The sequence below is a fragment of the Streptomyces mangrovisoli genome, assembly GCF_000974985.2.
Classification (GTDB): Bacteria; Actinomycetota; Actinomycetes; order Streptomycetales; family Streptomycetaceae; genus Streptomyces; species Streptomyces mangrovisoli.
The window spans coordinates 82,459-99,225 of sequence record NZ_LAVA02000064.1; the positions used below are offsets into that span (position 1 = coordinate 82,459).

General features: G+C 71.9%; 15 protein-coding genes. 7 read left to right on the forward strand and 8 right to left on the reverse strand.

The features are described 5' to 3' along the window. Positions 1–25: 25 nt before the first annotated feature. The 4 genes from WN71_RS25325 to trhA form a co-directional block, all read right to left on the reverse strand. Positions 26–748, reverse strand: a complete 723-nt coding sequence (locus WN71_RS25325; RefSeq protein ID WP_046590072.1) for a Mut7-C RNAse domain-containing protein — start codon at positions 746–748, stop codon at positions 26–28. 33 nt (positions 749–781) lie between these two features. Beyond that, positions 782–1,417 (reverse strand): TetR/AcrR family transcriptional regulator, encoded by a 636-nt coding sequence (locus WN71_RS25330; RefSeq protein ID WP_046590074.1) that lies wholly within the window; start codon positions 1,415–1,417, stop codon positions 782–784. Further along, positions 1,414–3,069 (reverse strand): MFS transporter, encoded by a 1,656-nt coding sequence (locus WN71_RS25335; RefSeq protein ID WP_046590077.1) that lies wholly within the window; start codon positions 3,067–3,069, stop codon positions 1,414–1,416. The genes WN71_RS25330 and WN71_RS25335 overlap by 4 nt, the downstream gene beginning before the upstream one ends. 182 nt (positions 3,070–3,251) lie before the next feature. Beyond that, positions 3,252–3,995 carry a PAQR family membrane homeostasis protein TrhA gene (gene trhA, locus WN71_RS25340; RefSeq protein ID WP_079178092.1) on the reverse strand — a complete coding sequence of 248 codons (744 nt, stop codon included), beginning with the start codon at positions 3,993–3,995 and terminating at the stop codon, positions 3,252–3,254. Positions 3,996–4,350: 355 nt separating this feature from the next. Between trhA and WN71_RS25345 the strand changes: the two genes are divergently transcribed. The 7 genes from WN71_RS25345 to WN71_RS25375 all read left to right on the forward strand — a co-directional run bounded on the left by WN71_RS25345 (position 4,351) and on the right by WN71_RS25375 (position 12,208). Beyond that, complete coding sequence (locus tag WN71_RS25345; RefSeq protein WP_046590079.1) at positions 4,351–6,174, forward strand: phosphoenolpyruvate carboxykinase (GTP); 1,824 nt, start codon at positions 4,351–4,353, stop codon at positions 6,172–6,174. 517 nt (positions 6,175–6,691) lie between these two features. After that, complete coding sequence (locus WN71_RS25350) at positions 6,692–7,714, forward strand: serine/threonine-protein kinase (RefSeq protein ID WP_240529753.1); 1,023 nt, start codon at positions 6,692–6,694, stop codon at positions 7,712–7,714. Next, positions 7,701–8,156: a hypothetical protein gene (locus WN71_RS25355; protein WP_046590082.1), complete on the forward strand. Its 456-nt coding sequence runs from the start codon at positions 7,701–7,703 to the stop codon at positions 8,154–8,156. Before WN71_RS25350 ends, WN71_RS25355 begins: the two co-directional genes overlap by 14 nt. Positions 8,157–8,246: 90 nt before the next feature. Continuing rightward, entirely contained in the window at positions 8,247–9,326 is a 1,080-nt protein-coding gene (locus WN71_RS25360; RefSeq protein ID WP_046590084.1) for a hypothetical protein, read from the forward strand. Positions 9,327–9,372: 46 nt separating this feature from the next. Then, entirely contained in the window at positions 9,373–10,137 is a 765-nt protein-coding gene (locus WN71_RS25365) for a vWA domain-containing protein (protein ID WP_046590085.1), read from the forward strand. A gap of 107 nt (positions 10,138–10,244) precedes the next feature. Continuing rightward, the gene (locus tag WN71_RS25370; RefSeq protein WP_046590086.1) at positions 10,245–11,048 is read left to right on the forward strand and encodes a PP2C family serine/threonine-protein phosphatase; all 804 of its coding nucleotides are present in this window, start codon (positions 10,245–10,247) and stop codon (positions 11,046–11,048) included. Beyond that, complete coding sequence (locus WN71_RS25375; protein ID WP_046590087.1) at positions 11,045–12,208, forward strand: hypothetical protein; 1,164 nt, start codon at positions 11,045–11,047, stop codon at positions 12,206–12,208. Before WN71_RS25370 ends, WN71_RS25375 begins: the two co-directional genes overlap by 4 nt. Positions 12,209–12,233: 25 nt before the next feature. On the opposite strand, the gene WN71_RS25380 is transcribed toward WN71_RS25375, so the two are convergent. The 4 genes from WN71_RS25380 to WN71_RS25395 are packed head-to-tail and all read right to left on the reverse strand — an operon-like array spanning position 12,234 to position 16,669. After that, positions 12,234–12,866, reverse strand: a complete 633-nt coding sequence (locus WN71_RS25380; protein ID WP_240529754.1) for a hypothetical protein — start codon at positions 12,864–12,866, stop codon at positions 12,234–12,236. Then, complete coding sequence (locus WN71_RS25385; protein WP_046590088.1) at positions 12,853–14,394, reverse strand: substrate-binding and vWA domain-containing protein; 1,542 nt, start codon at positions 14,392–14,394, stop codon at positions 12,853–12,855. The genes WN71_RS25380 and WN71_RS25385 overlap by 14 nt, the downstream gene beginning before the upstream one ends. Beyond that, positions 14,391–15,578: a toxic anion resistance protein gene (locus WN71_RS25390; RefSeq protein WP_046590090.1), complete on the reverse strand. Its 1,188-nt coding sequence runs from the start codon at positions 15,576–15,578 to the stop codon at positions 14,391–14,393. Before WN71_RS25390 ends, WN71_RS25385 begins: the two co-directional genes overlap by 4 nt. A gap of 11 nt (positions 15,579–15,589) precedes the next feature. After that, the gene (locus tag WN71_RS25395; protein ID WP_046590091.1) at positions 15,590–16,669 is read right to left on the reverse strand and encodes a substrate-binding domain-containing protein; all 1,080 of its coding nucleotides are present in this window, start codon (positions 16,667–16,669) and stop codon (positions 15,590–15,592) included. Between the last annotated feature and the right edge of the window lie 98 nt (positions 16,670–16,767).

Genomic DNA, 16,767 nt, shown 5'->3' on the forward strand with positions numbered 1-16,767 from the left:
CCGGGCAACCGGTGGTGAGTGGTCGTCAGCCGTGCTCGGCCAGGGCGCGGTTGACGATCGCCTCCAACTGCTCGTGGTGCGCGCCCTTCCAGTACACCCTGTGGCACGCGCGGCACTGCGCGAAGACGTCGTAGGACCGCTCGGTGCCGCCCTTGAGCCGGTCCGCGACCTGTTCCTTGGTGGCCCGCTCCAGCACCCCGTTGCACGCGGTGCAGCGGGTCCACGGGCGCAGCTCGGGGGCGAAGCGTTCGAGGACGTCGCGCAGCTGGTCCTCGGGGCGGGTGCTGTAGACGAACGCCCCGGCCCACAGCTCGCGGCGGCGCAGCAGACCGCGGTCGCGGCTGAGCATGACCCGTTTCTCGGCGGCCGAGCGGGCGGCGAGGGCCGGGTCGCCGATGTCGGTCGACTCGTAGGCGGCGTCGACCCCGAGCAGCCGCAGCCGCCGCGCGAGGGTGCCGAGGTGCACGTCGAGCAGGAAGCGCAGGGGAGCCCCGGGCACCCGCTGGGGGCGGTCGACCGGGGCCACCGTCACGGTCTCGCCGGCGGCCGGCACATGGGAGGCGGGCACCGGGCGCCCGTCGACGTTCAATGCGCCGACCTCGGTCAGCGGGACGCCCAGCGACTCGACGACATGGCCGAGGGTGGAGACACCGTCCGTCGCGACCGCGGTGGCGCCGTGGCGCCGCGCCTGCGGGACGAACACATGCAGTCCGGGGGCGAAGCCGACGTGGATCTCGGGTCCGTTCACCCGGTCAGCATGGCACGGCCGACGGGCACGGCCTCAGTTCTTTTCGGTGCCGAGGCCGTGCTGGAGGACGTCCAGGGTGCGGTCGAGGAGGGCCTGGAAGTCCTCCCGGTGTCCGTTCTCCGCCCAGTACAGGGAGGTCTCCATCAGGCCGCCGATCAACGACATGGCGTAGACCCGCACTTCCAGGCCCTCCGGGTCGCGGCCGGTGCGCTCGGCGATGGCCTGGCAGAGCATCCGCCCGGTGGAGGACATGCTCTGCATCATCCGCGAGCGGACCGCCGGCACCTCGACCATCAGCCGGGTCCGCAGCCGGGAGACCTCGGGGTCCTCGTCCGCGCCCAGCTGGGTGGCCCGGTGCATCACGTACCGGAGGGAGTCCGGCCACGGCTCGTCGGCGGGCCGGGACCGGAGCTCCTCCATGATCAGCGGGTCGTACTCGTCGGTGAGGACGATGTCCTCCTTGGTGGGGAAGTACCGGAAGACCGTCGACGGTGACACCTCGGCGCGCTCCGCGATCTGCTCGATCGTCGTGGCGTCGTACCCCTGCTCGCCGATCAGCCCGTAGGTCGCGGTGCGGATCGCCTCGCGGGTCTTGATCTTCTTGCGCTCGCGCAGACCCAGGGCGGGGCGGTCGGCGGGGGTGGTGGTGCGTTCCGTCATGGTGGTCATTGTCGGTCATCCGCCTCGGGGGCGGCCATGGCCGGTTCCGAGCTGTCCGAGCCGTCCGAGGCGTCCGAGCCGGGGGAGACCGGTGCGTGTCCGGCGGGGAGGCCGTCCCCGTCGTAGCCGCGCGATCCGGCGCCCTCGGGCCGCTCCGCGACCGGCGTGTTCGGCAGGAACACCGCCGCGAGCAGGGCGGCGGCCACCGAGGCGACCCCGCAGACCAGCAGGATCAGGCCCATGCCGTGCACATAGGCGCTGTTCGCCGAGGCGGCGAGATGGGCGGAGCCGACCGTCCGGGCCACGATGTGCGCGGCGACCACGGAGTCCCCGGCGGTGTCCGCGAGCCGGGCGGGCAGCCCGGTGACGTCCAGCCGGTCGCGGAAGGTGCTCGCCAGCAGGGAGCCGAGCAGGGCGATGCCGATCGCGCTGCCGACCTGGCGCAGGGTCATCAGCAGTCCGGAGCCGCTGCCGGCCCGGTCGGCGGGCAGGGCGGCGAGCGCGCCGTCCATCGCCGGGACCACGGAGAAGCCGAAGCCGAGCCCCGCGATCGACAGCCACAGCGCGGTGAAGCCGTAGCCCGAGTCCGCCGTCGTACGGCTGCCGAGGACCGCCGCGAAGGCGAGCACGACGAGCCCGGCGCAGACCACGGCCCGTGAGCCGAAGCGGGTCACCACCGGCGGCGCGCCCTTCGCGGCGACCAGCAGGCCGCCCATCATCGGCAGCAGCCTGAGGCCGGTGCCGAAGGCGTCGTGACCGAGGACCGCCTGGAGGTACTGCGGGAGCACGAACAGCAGCCCGGACATGGTGAACATGACCAGCGTCGCGGCCACGGTGTTCAGCAGGAAGCCGCGGTCGGCGAGCAGCTTCATGTCGAGCATGGGGCGCGCGGAGCGGCGCTCGCGCAGCACCAGCAGCGTCAGCAGTACGGCGGAGACGGCGAACAGGGCGAGGACCAGCGGGTCGCCCCAGCCGCGGTCGGGGGCCTCGATGATGGCGTAGATCAGCGAGCCGAGGCCGGCCGCGGTGAGCGCGGTGGAGACGACGTCGACCTTGGGGGAGGACGGGTCGCGGGTCTCGGGCAGCAGGAAGACGCAGGCCACGACGCCGATCGCGGCCATCGGCAGGTTGATCAGGAAGACCGAGCCCCACCAGAAGTGGTCGAGCAGCCAGCCGCCGATGATCGGGCCGAGGGGCAGGCCCATCGCCGACGACGCCGAGATGATGCCGACCGCCTTGGTGCGCTCGTCGGGCCCGAACAGCGAGGGCAGCACCGACAGCGCGAGCGGCATCACCAGCGCCCCGCCCACGCCCATGACGGCACGTGCGGCGATGACCCAGTTCACGTCGTCGGCCAGGGTGCCGACCAGGGAGCCGGCGAAGAACACCGCGAGGCCGGTGATGAGCATCCGGCGCCGGCCGAAGCGGTCGCCGAGCAGGCCCGCGGGGAGCATCAGCGCGGCGAAGACGACGGTGTACGAGTCCGCCATCCACTGCTGCTGGCTGATCGAGGCGCCGAGCTGGTCCGCCATGGTCGGCAGCGCCACGTTGAGGATCGTGATGTCGAAGCCGAGCGCCAGCATGCTCGCGACCAGGGCCCCGAGGGCCCACCAGCGGCGCGGATCGCGCTGCGTCTGCACGTTCTGAGTGAGAGCAACCATGAAATGAGAGTAGCTGTCAAAAGAGGTGTGCTGTCAATAGAATGCGAGTGGCTCTCTAGCAAGGCGGCAGAAAGCGGCGGCGGGGGCGGTGCCGGACATGCGAAAGCGGCCACGACCGGGAGGCCGTGACCGCTGGGAGAGCTGGGAGGGCTGGGAGGGCTGGGCGTGCGCCGGCCGGAGGGTCAGCCGTGCTGGTAGGCGACCAGCGAGATGCCGACGTAGTGCACGACGAAGGCGGCGAGCGTCAGCGAGTGGAACACCTCGTGGAAGCCGAACCAGCGCGGCGAGGGGTTCGGGCGCTTGATGCCGTAGATCACGCCGCCCGCGCTGTAGAGCAGACCGCCGACGATCACCAGCACCAGGACCGCGATGCCGCCGGTGCGCATGAAGTCCGGCAGGAAGAAGACCGCGGCCCAGCCCATCGCGATGTAGCAGGGGGTGTAGAGCCAGCGCGGGGCGCCGACCCAGAACACCCGGAAGGCGATGCCGGCCGCCGCGGCGGCCCAGATGCCCCACAGCAGCCACTGACGCTTGCTCCCGCCGAGGAGCAGGATCGTCAGCGGTGTGTAGGTGCCCGCGATGATCAGGAAGATGTTGGCGTGATCCAGCCGGCGCAGGATGCCGTCCATGCGCGGGCTCCAGTTGCCCCGGTGGTACAGGGCGCTCACCCCGAACAGCAGGCACGCCGTCAGGATGTAGACCCCGCAGGCGATACGGCCGCGGGTGGAGTCCGCCAGGGCGGTGAGGACCAGGCCCGCCACCAGGACGGCCGGGAACATGCCGAGGTGCAGCCAGCCGCGCAGTCTCGGCTTGACCGGCTCGACGAGCTCCTGGGCCTGCTGCTTGATCTGTTGCGGCAGGGAGGGCGGCGCGGAACCGTCGCCGGCGTCCTGGCCCTTGGCTGCTTCGGGGACGTGCGCAGTCATGCGGGGCATCGTACCTACGGAACCGTAAGTTGCGGATCAGGGTGGTCCCACGCGGGGACCAAGAGTGGCCATCGTCTCACGGCGGTCATGTCCCGATCACGGCGCGATCGATCTTGATCAGGCCGCAACGCAAAAAGTCCTTCAGCTGAACCAAACGTGCACGCAAAGAAACGCCGAAACCGTGGTCTTCATCACGCCGCTCACCTGTGAGGCCCTCTGGACAGATGGGCGGACGCATCGCAGGATCAAATGAGTGCGGTCGGCACCGGATGAGCGCCAGGCATCCGTCTGGCGGGCGTCCGGGTCGCAGCCCCCACGGGGCCTCCAACCCAAAATCCCTCATTTAGGAGCAATCGTGGCGCGCGACATCGCGGCTCCCACCGTCGTCCCCACCCAGCACCAGGAACTGATCTCGTGGGTCAACGAGATCGTCGACATCACGCAGCCGGACAACGTGGTCTGGTGCGACGGATCCGAGGCCGAGTACGAGCGCCTGTGCGGGGAGCTCGTCGCGAAGGGCACCTTCAAGAAACTCGACCCGATCAAGCGCCCGAACTCCTACTACGCCGCCTCCGACCCGACCGATGTCGCCCGGGTCGAGGACCGGACCTACATCTGCTCCGAGCAGGAGCAGGACGCGGGGCCCACCAACCACTGGATGGCGCCCGGCGAGATGCGCGAGATCTTCACGGGTGAGAACGGCATCTTCCGCGGCTCCATGCGCGGCCGCACGATGTACGTCGTCCCGTTCTGCATGGGTCCGCTCGGCTCCGAGCTCTCCGCGATCGGCGTCGAGATCACCGACTCCGCCTACGTCGCCGCGTCCATGCGCACCATGACCCGCATGGGACAGCCCGTCCTCGACGAGCTCGGCACCGACGGGTTCTTCGTCAAGGCCGTGCACACCCTGGGCGCCCCGCTCCAGCCCGGCGAGCAGGACGTGCCGTGGCCGTGCAACAGCACCAAGTACATCTCGCACTTCCCCGAGAGCCGCGAGATCTGGTCCTACGGCTCCGGCTACGGCGGCAACGCCCTGCTCGGCAAGAAGTGCTACGCCCTGCGCATCGCCTCCGTCATGGCCCGCGACGAGGGCTGGCTCGCGGAGCACATGCTGGTGCTGAAGCTGACCCCGCCGCACGGCGAGTCCAAGTACGTCGCCGCCGCCTTCCCGAGCGCCTGCGGCAAGACCAACCTCGCCATGCTGGAGCCGACGATCTCCGGCTGGACGGTCGAGACGATCGGCGACGACATCGCCTGGATGCGCTTCGGCGAGGACGGGCGGCTCTACGCCATCAACCCCGAGGCCGGCTTCTTCGGCGTCGCGCCCGGCACCGGTGAGCACACCAACGCCAACGCGATGAAGACGCTGTGGGGCAACTCCGTCTTCACCAACGTCGCGCTCACCGACGACAACGACATCTGGTGGGAGGGCATGACGGAGGAGACCCCGGCCCACCTCACCGACTGGAAGGGCCGGGACTGGACGCCGGACTCCGCGGAGCCCGCCGCCCACCCCAACGCCCGCTTCACCGTCCCCGCCGACCAGTGCCCGATCATCGCGCCCGAGTGGGAGGACCCCAAGGGCGTGCCGATCTCCGCGATCCTCTTCGGCGGCCGCCGCGCCACCGCGGTGCCGCTGGTGACGGAGTCCTTCGACTGGAACCACGGCGTCTTCCTCGGCGCCAACGTGGCCTCCGAGAAGACCGCCGCCGCCGAGGGCAAGGTCGGCGAACTGCGCCGCGACCCCTTCGCCATGCTGCCGTTCTGCGGCTACAACATGGGCGACTACATGGCCCACTGGATCGACGTGGCCAAGGACAAGGACCAGGCGAAGCTGCCGAAGATCTACTACGTCAACTGGTTCCGCAAGAACGACGAAGGCGCGTTCGTGTGGCCCGGCTTCGGCGAGAACAGCCGCGTCCTGAAGTGGATAGTCGACCGTCTCGACGGCCGTGCCGAGGGCGTCGAGTCCCCGATCGGCATCCTGCCGACCAGGGACTCCCTCGACACCGCCGGGCTCGAACTGCCCGAGTCGGACCTCGACTTCCTGCTCACCGTCGACAAGGAGATCTGGCGCGAGGAGGCCTCGCTGGTGCCGGACCACCTCAAGACCTTCGGCGAGCACACCCCGAAGGAGCTGTGGGACCAGTACCACGCGCTGGTCGAGCGCCTGGGCTGACGCCCGCACCACGACTCCGCGGCCGGCCGACGCGCCCTGACCAGTGATCGTCACGGGCCGGCCGCGGTGAGACCGGCGAGCCCCGCACAACGGCGTGCGAGGCCATGGGCCCGCCGTCCACCCTCCGTCCGCCCCGACGGAGACCACGACGGCGGGCCCCGCCATGCCCCACCACCGAAGCAACGCCGGGGTCAGCGCCCCGAAGGGGGCGCGGGGAACTGCGCGACCAGCCACGACGCACCCGCACCCGACCACCGTGCACCTCCCGCACGGCGGCCCCCGAAAGGGGCGCGGGGAACTGCGCGACCAGCCACGACGGCCCCGCACCCGGCCACCGGGCGCCACCCCCACCGCGGCCCCCGGCCTTCCCGCCCGCACGGCAACCCCCCGCACCCTCGAACATGCCGCCCGCAGGGCACCCCGCAGGGCACGGAGGCGCCGGAGCCACAATCCGCCACCCCCAATTCCCGCATCGCCTCTTTGCCGTCGCCCATTTCGGGGGACACTCGGGACATCCTTGAACGAACCCGTGAAAGAGGTGAGCGGGGTGCGCACACCGGTCAGTGATCCGTTGCGGGTGGGGCCGTACCGGATCGTCGGGCGGCTGGGCTCCGGCGGGATGGGGTGGGTCTATCTCGGCCGGTCGCCCGCGGGCCGCGAGGTCGCGGTGAAGGTGGTCCGGCCCGAACTGGCCGCCGAACGCGAGTTCCGGGCGCGCTTCGCCCGCGAGGTCGCCGCCGCGCGCGCGGTCAGCGGCGCCTACACCGCGCCGGTCGTCGACGCCGACCCGGACGCCGAACTGCCCTGGCTGGCAACGCTCTACGTGCCGGGACCGCCGCTGTCGGAGGCCGTGAGCGGCGACGGCCCGCTCGCCGAGGCGCAGGTGCGCAGCCTCGGCGCCGGACTGGTCGAGGCGCTCCAGGCGATCCACTCCGCCGGGGTCGTGCACCGCGACCTGAAGCCCGCCAACGTGCTGCTGGCGGCCGACGGGCCGCGGGTCATCGACTTCGGCATCTCCCGGGTCGACGGCGTGCCCGGACTCACCCGGCACGGCGTCGTGATGGGCACCCCGCCGTTCATGTCCCCCGAGCAGATGCGGGGGCAGCCGGTCGGGCCGCCCAGCGACGTGTTCTCCCTCGGCGGTGTGCTGACGTACGCGCTGACCGGGCGCCCGCCGTTCGGCGGCGGCGACCAGGTCTCCTACCGGATCGTGCACGGCACCCCCGACCTGACCGGGGTGCCCGACACCCTGCGCGGGACCGTCTCCCACTGCCTGGCCCGGCGCCCGGAGGAGCGGCCCGAACTCGCCGTTCTGCTGCGCGCGTTGCTCGGTGAGGAGCCGCCGACGGCGGTCTGGCCGCCGGAGACCGTCGCCCGCAGCATCACCAGGCGCGCCGGCGACCTCGCCGACCGCCGCCGCCGCGCGCCCGGCACCAGCCTCTCCGTGCCGTCCTGCCTGCGCCTGCACGCACAGGCGCTGCTGGACGCGGGCCTGACCGACGCGATGGTCTCCGAGGCGGTGGCACGTGGCGGTCGCTGAACCGTACGCCGGGCAGGAGATCGGCGCCCGCTGGCGGCAGTTGGTCCACACGTGGGGGGAGCGCGAGCACCACCCCACCGAGACCGACGCGAACACCGACTCGGTCTCCCTGCTGCTCGACGTGCGGGAGACGGGGCGGCTGCTCACCGTGCGTTTCATGACGACGAAACGGCTCCTCGTCGCGTTTTTCACCGACGGCCGGGCGCTGCGCCAGGACCAGCTCGCGGTCGCCGCGGCGGCGGCCAACGCGTGGAACACGGAGCAGCTCTATCCGATGCTGTCGGTCTGGGACGTGCGCGGCCCCAGCCCCTGTCTGGCCGGGGTCTGCGACCTTCCGCTCAACTGCCGCCTGACACAGACCGAGTTCGACGATCTCGTGACCGACTGGGCGGAACGGGCGCGGCAGATGTTCACCAGGTGTCGTGAGGTGTTCGAGTTGTAAGTCGGATTTGATCGTTCCTTGCAAAACCCTTACAGACTGCCCCTGTTACCGCCACTATGGGCGCGTGCGGTTTCGGCCACGGGGGGTCTTATGAGGCGACCGTTCCTTTCGTTCCTGCTGCTCGCTTTCGGCGCGCTGCCGGTGATGTGGGGCGCGTCGACGGCGGTGGCGGCCTCGGGGACCGCGTCGGTCGACTGCGGCCAGGCGTTCACGGAGCTGGTGAGCTGCTCGGCGTACGGCGGGACGCCGGTCACGGTGACCCTCAGGAAGCCGCTGGACTACAAGGAGCCGGACAGCGAGGCGGAGAAGGCCGTCGTGCAGCGCCGGAGCGACCTCATGGTCCAGGTGCCGTCCGGGGTACGCACCGGCCAGGGCGGCACCGTACTGCTGCTGCTGGCCGGAAACCGGTTCGTGGCCGACAAGGCCCGGATCGAGCTGCTGTCCGCCGACACCGTGACCCGGCTGACCCACGACGGGATCTGCGGGACGAAGGCCATCGACTGCAAGCCGTTCGCCGCGACCGCCGGCCGGACCACGGCCGAGGGCGCCGACCTCGTCCAGGACGGCGTGGCCGAGGCGCTCGACCGGCAGGTGATCACCGTCCCGTCCGCCTCCGCCTCCCACCCCGCGGCGACGAAGACCGCGCAGAACAAGGCGGGCGGCAGCGCCGGGGGCCGGGCCGAGGACTCCGGTTCGGGCTCCACCAGCGGGATCCTGATCTCCGTGATCGCCCTGCTGGTGATCGTCCTCGGCGTGCTGGTGTTCCTCATCCGCCGCACCGGCGGCGCCCTCCCGCACTCCCGGCACGCCTTCGCCGGTGCCGGTGCCGGTGGCGGCCCGGCCGCGGCCCGCACGGCCGCCATGCCCGCCCGGGGCGGCGACGAGCCGACGGCGGTCGTGCGCCCCCGCCCCAAGGAGCCCCCGCGCAGCCCCGGCCGCGCCGTCGGCCCGCGGCGCTCCCCGTCCACCACGGCCGTCGTGCGCACCGAGCTGCACCCGCAGGGCTACGTCGAGGTCGACCGCGTGCTGTACCGGGCGGTGTGGGCGGACCCGAGCCAGCCGCCGCCCCCGCCCGGCGGCGTCATCGACCTCACCGAACCGCACGACCAGGACGACGACGTCTTCTACGCCTTCCCCTCCGAGCAACAGCCCGTCACGGGCGCCCGGTGAACGGGTCCACCACCACTGAGCATCAGCGGCTCGTCAGGAGATCACCATGTCCAGCGAATACCCGCCCACGATGCCGGCGGAGTACGCCGACATCGAGTTCGAGAACAACGCCCAGCGGCTGCCGCTGGTGCTCTGCCTCGACATCTCCAGTTCCATGGCGGGCGCACCGATCCAGACCCTCAACACCGCGCTGGCCGAATGGACCCGCGAGCTCCAGGAGGACGTCTCCCTCAGCTACAGCGTCGAGGTCGCGGTGGTCACCTTCGGCGGCCGGTTCGGCGTCTGCTCCTGGCGCGGACCCCAACTCCTCGACGCGCGCGCCGGGGTGAGCCCCTTCGTGCCCGCCCACATGTTCCAGGCCCCGCAACTCGCGGCCTCCGGGGTCACGTTGATGACGGAGGCGCTGGAGCTGTCGATGCGGATCATCGCCGCCCGCAAGGCCGAGCTGAGGGCGAGCGGGCTGCAGTACTACCGGCCGCAGATCTGCCTGGTCACCGACGGACTGCCGACCGACGCCACCGGGCACTTCACCGAGACCTGGCGGCGGCTGATCCCGGTCCTGGAGGAGGAGCAGCGCAACCGCCGCTTCCGGCTCTACGCGATCGGCGTCGGCGGCATCACGGAGCTGGGCGAGCAGGTGCTGCGCAACTTCGCGCCGAAGTTCAACGCGCGCATCCAGGGCTTCCCGTTCCGCGAGCTGCTCCAGATGATGTCGGCCAGCGCCAACGCCGAGCAGAAGGGCGCGGGCGACGAGGTGTTCGAGAAGATCTTCAGCCAGTTCAAGACGCAGCGCCCGGCCTGGGAGAGCTGACATGCGGGGGAAGCGGTGAGCGGTCCGGAGGGGAAGCGGTGAACGGTCCGGAGGAAAAGCGGTGAGCGGTCCGGAGGGGGAGCGGTGAGCGGTCCGGAGGGGGAGCGGTGAACGGTTCGCAGGACCGGGACACGCCGTGGCGGGTCCACGGGGTGAGCGTCGAGGGCTACCGCCACCGGCGCTCGGGCGTGCCCTGCCAGGACGCGTGCGAGCACCGCGTCGTGGGCCCGGTGACCGTGCTGGCCGTCGCCGACGGCGCGGGCAGCAGGCCCCGGTCCGACGAGGGGTCGAAGTTCGCCGTCCGGCTGGCCATGGACCACTTCGGGCGCCGGGCCGGCGCCCTGGCCGCCCTGCCCGGGGCGAAGGTCCGGGACGCGCTCAGGGAGACCTTCCTCGAGGTCCGGCAGGCCTTCCGCGAGCACACGGGGGCCGACGCGCCGGACTTCGCGACGACCCTCACGGTCGTGGTGCTCGCCCCGGAGTGGATCGGCCAGGTCAGCGTCGGGGACGGCTTCGTCGTACTGCGGGCCGGCACCGAGGACGGCGTACGCCAGTACCACCTGCTGCCGCAGCCCGCGGCCGTCAGCGAGTACAGCAACGAGACCGTCTTCCTCACCTCGAACGACGCGCCCGACTGGGTCTACGACAGCTGCGTCAAGGACCCCGGCGTGGACGGGGTGCTGCTGTCGACGGACGGCCTCGCCCAGGCCGCGCTGAGCCGCGGGCCGGGCGGCGGGACGATCCCGCACACGGCCTTCGTGGAGGCCGTGCTGCGCTCCCTCGACGCTCCGGGGCCGGTCACCGACAACGCACACGACGCGCTCGCGGCGCTGCTCAGATCGGACCGGCTGACCGCGCTCAACGCCGACGACAAGACACTGCTGCGGGCCGTGCGCAGGGGGCGTTCATGACCGACCGCACGGTCTTCCTGGACGGCAGGGCCGTCGTCCTGGTCGAGCCGCCCCTCAAGAGCGGCGGACAGGCCGCCGTGTACGCGGTCCGGGGCGACCAGCAGGTGGTGGTGAAGCTCTACCACGACATGCCGGGACCCGACCAGGAGCGGCGGCTGACCCGGATGCGCACCATGTCACCGCTGGGCGGCCGTCCCCTGGACAGCGCGCAGCCGCCCGAACTGGCCTGGCCCACCGCCATCGCCCGCAACAGCCAGGGAAAGTTCATCGGTTACGCGATGCGCCGCTTCGGCGAGCCCCAGCACGTGCAGCTGGTGGGCCTGTTCACCCGGTCGCAGCGGCTGAAGCGGTTCCCCGACCGGGCCGACTGGCGGTTCCTGCTCGGGGTCGGCTGGAACCTCGCCTTCATGACGGCGCGGATGCACCACGAGAAGCTGGTTATCGGCGACTTCTCCAGCAACAACGTCGTCGTGGACGCCAACGGCTTCGTCACGTTCCTCGACTGCGACTCCATCGCCTTCACCGACGAGAAGAGCGGTGAGGTCTTCCCCTGCCTGATGCACACCACCGACTACTCCGCGCCCGAGCGGCAGGCGGGCGGACCGGCCACCGCGGCCAGCGACGACTTCGCGCTCGCCGTGCTGGTCTACCAGCTGCTGACCGCGGGCAACCATCCCTTCGGCGGTGTCGCCCGCGACAGCGTCTCCCAGTCGGGGGTCAAGGACAACATCGTCTCCAGCGTCTCCTACGTGGTGCGGCCCGAGCTGGTCACCGTGCCGCGCAGCACGCTCGATCCGTCGGTGCTGCCGCCCGAGCTGCTGGTGCTGGCCCGCAGCGCCTTCGGCATCGGGGTGCACGACCCCGAGTTCCGGCCGTCGGCCGAGGCGTGGCTGCGCGCCCTCGACAAGGAACGCCGGCAGGTCAAGCGCTGCGCCACCCGCCCGCTGCACGTCTACGGCTCCCATCTGAACGCCTGCCCGTGGTGCGCGCGGGCCACCACCACCGGGCACGACGTGTTCAACCCGCCGGTGCCCGCGGGCGTGCCCCCGGTCCCGCCCAACCCGCCGAAGCCGGCCTTCGGCCCACCGCAGATCGCGGTGGCCGTGCTGCTGGCGCTCCTCGTGATCGTCATCCTGGTCGCGGCCGTCGCGGGCGGCTGACCCGGGACGGGCGGGGGCGGGCGGGTCAGCCGGCCTGGCCCCGGTCCTCCAGATAGCGCGTGTGGGACTCCTGGCGGCGCGCCTCGGTCTCGCGCAGCGCGTCGGCGGTCCGCAGCAACTCCTCGTGCAGCAGCGCCAGCTGGCGTTCCAGGTGGTGTTCGGGCGGCTGCTGGCCCGGGGCGAGCCGGGTCCACCAGCGGGTCCGGTTGAAGGTGTCCACGGCCTCCGGGACGTCCCGCCGCACGGTCCGGGCGAGCACATGCAGGCTCTCCGGGTCCTGGGCGAGGAGTTCGGCCGCCCAGCCCGGGTCGAGCAGCGCGGCCAGCACCTCGTCGAGCCGCTCGGCACCGGCCGCCGCGACGGGCGGCAGCCCGACCTCCCGCAGATAGCCGCGCAGCCGCTCGAAGTCCTCCCGCAGTTCCTCCAGTTGGGCGGAGGGATCGGGGAAGTCGGGCAGCGGCGGGCGCTCCGGCGGGGCGATCAGCGCGCCCGCGCCGTAGAGTCCGGCCACCACGACGGGCCAGTACGGCCCCGCCACTCCGGTGAAGGTCAGCACCAGGCCGACCAGCCCGCAGGCGCTGCCCGCGATGTTCTTGCGGGACTCCAGCCGGCCGAGCAGTCCCCGGCCCGGCCGCTCGCTCTTCCTACTGGTAGCCACGGATCTCCTCGAAGGCGCCGTCCAGCGAGCCCTGCTGCGCGTCGAAGAGGCGGCCGCCGGTCAGGTCGGCGATGTGCTGGAGCTCCGAGCGGTCGGAGTCGCCGAAGACGATGGGGAAGACGGGGATGTTCCGCTGGGAGCCGACCAGCCGTCGGTAGAAGTCGTCGAAGTCGCCGGCCTTGGCGCCCGCGGTGTTCTCGCCGTCGGTCATCAGCACGATCGACGTGAACCTGTCCCCGTCCACGCCCAGTTGGCCGTAGGCCTGCTCCAGCGAGGTGTAGATCGCGGTGCCGCCGTCGGCGCTGAGCGCGCGGGTGTCCTTGCGGATCGCGTCGAGCCCGTCGCGCGGCCGTGCCGGGTCGACGACATGGGTCCGCACGCTCTTCACCTTCGACCCGAACGGCATCAGCGTGACCTCCTCCCGGTCCCGGAAGTCGGCGGTGAGACCGGTCAGCGCCGACTTCAGCCGGGACAGCCGGTCGCCCTCCATGGAGCCGGAGGTGTCGAGGACGTACACCGTGCGGGAGGGGCGGCGCAGCGTGTTCTCGTAGGAGTCGAGCAGCCCGTCGGCCACGGACCGGCTGCCGGGGAAGGGCAGTTCGCGCCGCCTGCCGGTGTCGAGGCCGGGCGCGGGCGCGACCGAGGCGACGACGGGCCGCCGGTGGGTGGTGTCGGTGATCAGCTTCTGTACGGCGTCGGTGCGCAGGTCGTCGGTGACCTTGCGGACGTCCTCGCGGGTGCGGGCGTCGCTCGCGGTGAGCGAGGACAGCGGGTAGTCGGCGGTGACGACGCCGTCCCGGGGGCGGATCACGGTGAGGCCGGGGATGCCCTTGAGGACCGACTCGTAGTTGAGCAGGGCGTCGATGTCGCCGCGCCGCTTGTAGGCGGTGGCGAGCCAGCCCGAGGAGCCCGAGGTCAGCTTCTGCCCCTTGAAGAACTCCTTCAGCTTCGGCGTCGCCTTCGTCACGTCGGCGTCGGTGAGCGCGGACTGCGCGCCGGACAGCGCCGAGGCGACCGAGATCAGCGTGGCGAAGCCGGAGTTGGAGCGGGCCGGGTCGGTCATGCCGTAGGTCAGCCTGCCGTCCTGCACGGCCTGTTCGACCTGGGACCAGGTGACCTGGTCCGGGTTCCAGCCGAGGGCGCGGACGGTGGCCGTGCGCACGCCGATGGCGACCGGGCTGGACATCACGGACGTCTCCGACTCCACCCGCTTCGCCGCCTCGGGGCGCAGCCGCAGATAGGCGTCCGACGACAGCCACAGCGCGTCGTACTTCCCGTCCGCCTTGCCCTTGGCGAGCAGGTCGACGGCGTCGAGGGTGCCCATGTAGGTGGGCCGGATGCGGATGCCGGTGTCCTTGTGGACCCGGTCGAACACGGCGGTCATGTCGCTGAGTTCGCTGGAGGCGAGGACGCGCAGGGTGCCGGGTTCGGGGGCGTTCGACGTGCTGTCCTGGTGGCCGCCGCCGGAGCAGGCGCCGAGCAGGGCGGTCGCCACGAGGACCGCGGCGAGGGTGCGCGGGGATCTCATGCGAGCCCCCCGTCCAGCGCGCCCTGTGCCCGGCTGCGCTCCAAATAGGCCCCGGCGCCCTGCAGTTCCGCGGTCAGCGACTCGACCGTGGCGGCCATCGCCTCGGTCGCCTGCACCTTGTAGGTGTCGATCGTGTCGAGGGTGCGGTAGATCTGCTGGAACGCCGAGCGCAGGGTCTCCGCGCCGACCGCCGGATCGGCCGCGATGCGCTGGATCTCGCCGCTCTGCGTGGCGAGCATCTCGGCGTTGCCGCGGATGAGGTCCTCGGTGGTGCCGCGCAACGCGTTGACCTGGTCGACGACCTTCTTCTGGTGGTCGAGGGCGGAGGCCAGCATCACGGAGATGCGCAGCGCCGACACCGTCGTGGTGGCCGCCCGGTCGACGCCCTTGATCAGCTCGTCGTTGTTGCGCCGTACGACGTCCATCGCGAGGTAGCCCTGGGCGCAGACCGCGAGCTGGGTGAGCAGGTCCTGGTGCTTCTGCCGGACCGGGAAGAGGATGTCGGCGCGGAGCGTGTCGGCCTGGGCCGGGTCCTCGCCGGCCACGCCCGCGATGTGCTCCTCGACGGCCGCATCGAGGGCCTGGGTGAGCACGACGTACTCCTGGAGCTTGCCCATGTTCTCCCACAGGCGGACCCGTTCGGTCTGCAACGCGGCGTTGTCGCGGCGCAGTTCGTCCTGGCCGCCGCGGAGCGAGCCGACGATGGTGTTCAGGGTGGACTGCGCGCTGGCGTACTTGGCGAGGTGGTCGCGCAGCCGGTTGCCGCCGGGCAGCCGGGAGAGGAACCTGCGGCCCTTGGCGGCGGGCAGGTCGCGCGGGTCGAGGTCCTCGACCACCCGGCGCAGCTCCACCAGCGAGCCCGCGACCTTGGACTGCGCGTCGCCGCCCTTGTCGGGCAGGCTGCGCACCGCGCGCTCCAGCATCCGGTTGGACTGGGCGGTGGCGCTGCGCATCTCCCCGGCGCCGAGGGCGGTGATCTCGCCGACCTTGCCGGCGAACTGGGGCGAGCGGGCGTCGAGGGAGGCCAGCTCCCCCACGTAGGCGGCGGCCTTGCGGGCCATGTCGGCGCGGACGCTCTCGTCGACGGGGACCAGCCCGCCGGCCTTCTCCCGGGGCACCGGGGCGACGGCCTCGGGCGGTGTGAGCGTGAACTCGCCTTCGCCGGCGCTGCTGTTGACGGTCATGTGCGTTCCCCCTATTGTCCGCGCGCCCGGCGCGCCATCTCGTGCAGCACCGTGGAGGTGGGCACGGGCGCCTGCCGGACACCGGTGAGCTTCTGGTTCAGATACGTGGCGCGGTCGGCCGTGGCCGCCGTGAACTCGGCGGCGTCCCCCTGCGGCCGGAATCCGTGCTTCACGGCGAGCCTGCGCAAGGCCGGGTCGGTGCTGAGCAGTTCGCCGAGCGCGCGCCCGGTGTCGGTCAGCGGGACCACGGTGTGGTCGCTGTTGACGGTGGTGTCCGGGTAGAGCACCACCAGGTCGTCGGCGCCGTGCTGCTGTGTCAGCAGGGTCGCGACCTGGGACTCGTACACGAGCACCAGCGGGTTGCCGGCGCCGCTGACGAAGTCCCGGAACGGGCCGTCGGAGCTGGACTGCTGGGCGCCCTGGACGCTGATCAGCTTGCGCATCAGCGGCGCCGTGCGGTCGATGTCGGCCTGGCCCGCCGCCACCTTGCCGCCGTTCGCCACGTAGGAGGCGGCCGCGAGATACAGGGCGCCGGAGTTGGAGGTCTCCGGGTCGGTGCTGGCGATGTACAGGGTGCCGCTCAACTCGCCGTGCGCGGACGCCCCCTTGAGCTGCTGCCAGGTGCGGTCGTGCCGCACCGCGTCGAGATAGGCGCTCATCCGCAGGATGCCGCGGCCCTTGCCGTCGAGCGTGGCCAGTCCGTTCGCCGCGAGCACGGCGGCCGCGCTGCGGTGGGCGACCACGACCAGCGGCGAGTAGAAGGGCCGCGGGAGCGGTTCCCGGGCGTGGTACTTCGCGGCCAGCGCGTCGGCGGGCGCCTGGCTGGACGGGAAGGCGAGGTCGTACCCCTTGAGGTCGAGACCCTCCATGGCCCAGGACCCGGAGGTCTCGGCCTTGACGGTGTAGCCCTTGGCGGCGAGGGCCTTCACCACGTCGGGATCGGCGAAGAACTCGGCCTTCTCCGACCCGATCACTGCGCGCACGGTCTTCGTTGCCGTGCTCGTGTCCCCGTTGTTCCGGCCCGTGACGACGGCGGCCACCACGCCACCGATCAGCAGCACCGCGAGGACGATTCCCGCTATGCGTCTCACGTCCCGGAGCGTGCTCTCGGAATCAGACATTCCCGGTCGGGACGGGTGAACGGGGGGTGTCCAGGCGTTCCCGGTATGCAACCGGAGCCGGGCCTTCC

Bases quoted from the DNA above. Each gene is read 5' to 3' on its own strand.
- WN71_RS25330 (WP_046590074.1), bottom strand. From the start codon at position 1,417: ATGACCACCATGACGGAACGCACCACCACCCCCGCCGACCGCCCCGCC.
- WN71_RS25335 (WP_046590077.1), bottom strand. From the start codon at position 3,069: ATGGTTGCTCTCACTCAGAACGTGCAGACGCAGCGCGATCCGCGCCGC.
- trhA (WP_079178092.1), bottom strand. From the start codon at position 3,995: ATGACTGCGCACGTCCCCGAAGCAGCCAAGGGCCAGGACGCCGGCGAC.
- WN71_RS25360 (WP_046590084.1), top strand. From the start codon at position 8,247: ATGAGGCGACCGTTCCTTTCGTTCCTGCTGCTCGCTTTCGGCGCGCTG.
- WN71_RS25365 (WP_046590085.1), top strand. From the start codon at position 9,373: ATGTCCAGCGAATACCCGCCCACGATGCCGGCGGAGTACGCCGACATC.
- WN71_RS25375 (WP_046590087.1), top strand. From the start codon at position 11,045: ATGACCGACCGCACGGTCTTCCTGGACGGCAGGGCCGTCGTCCTGGTC.
- WN71_RS25385 (WP_046590088.1), bottom strand. From the start codon at position 14,394: ATGAGATCCCCGCGCACCCTCGCCGCGGTCCTCGTGGCGACCGCCCTG.
- WN71_RS25390 (WP_046590090.1), bottom strand. From the start codon at position 15,578: ATGACCGTCAACAGCAGCGCCGGCGAAGGCGAGTTCACGCTCACACCG.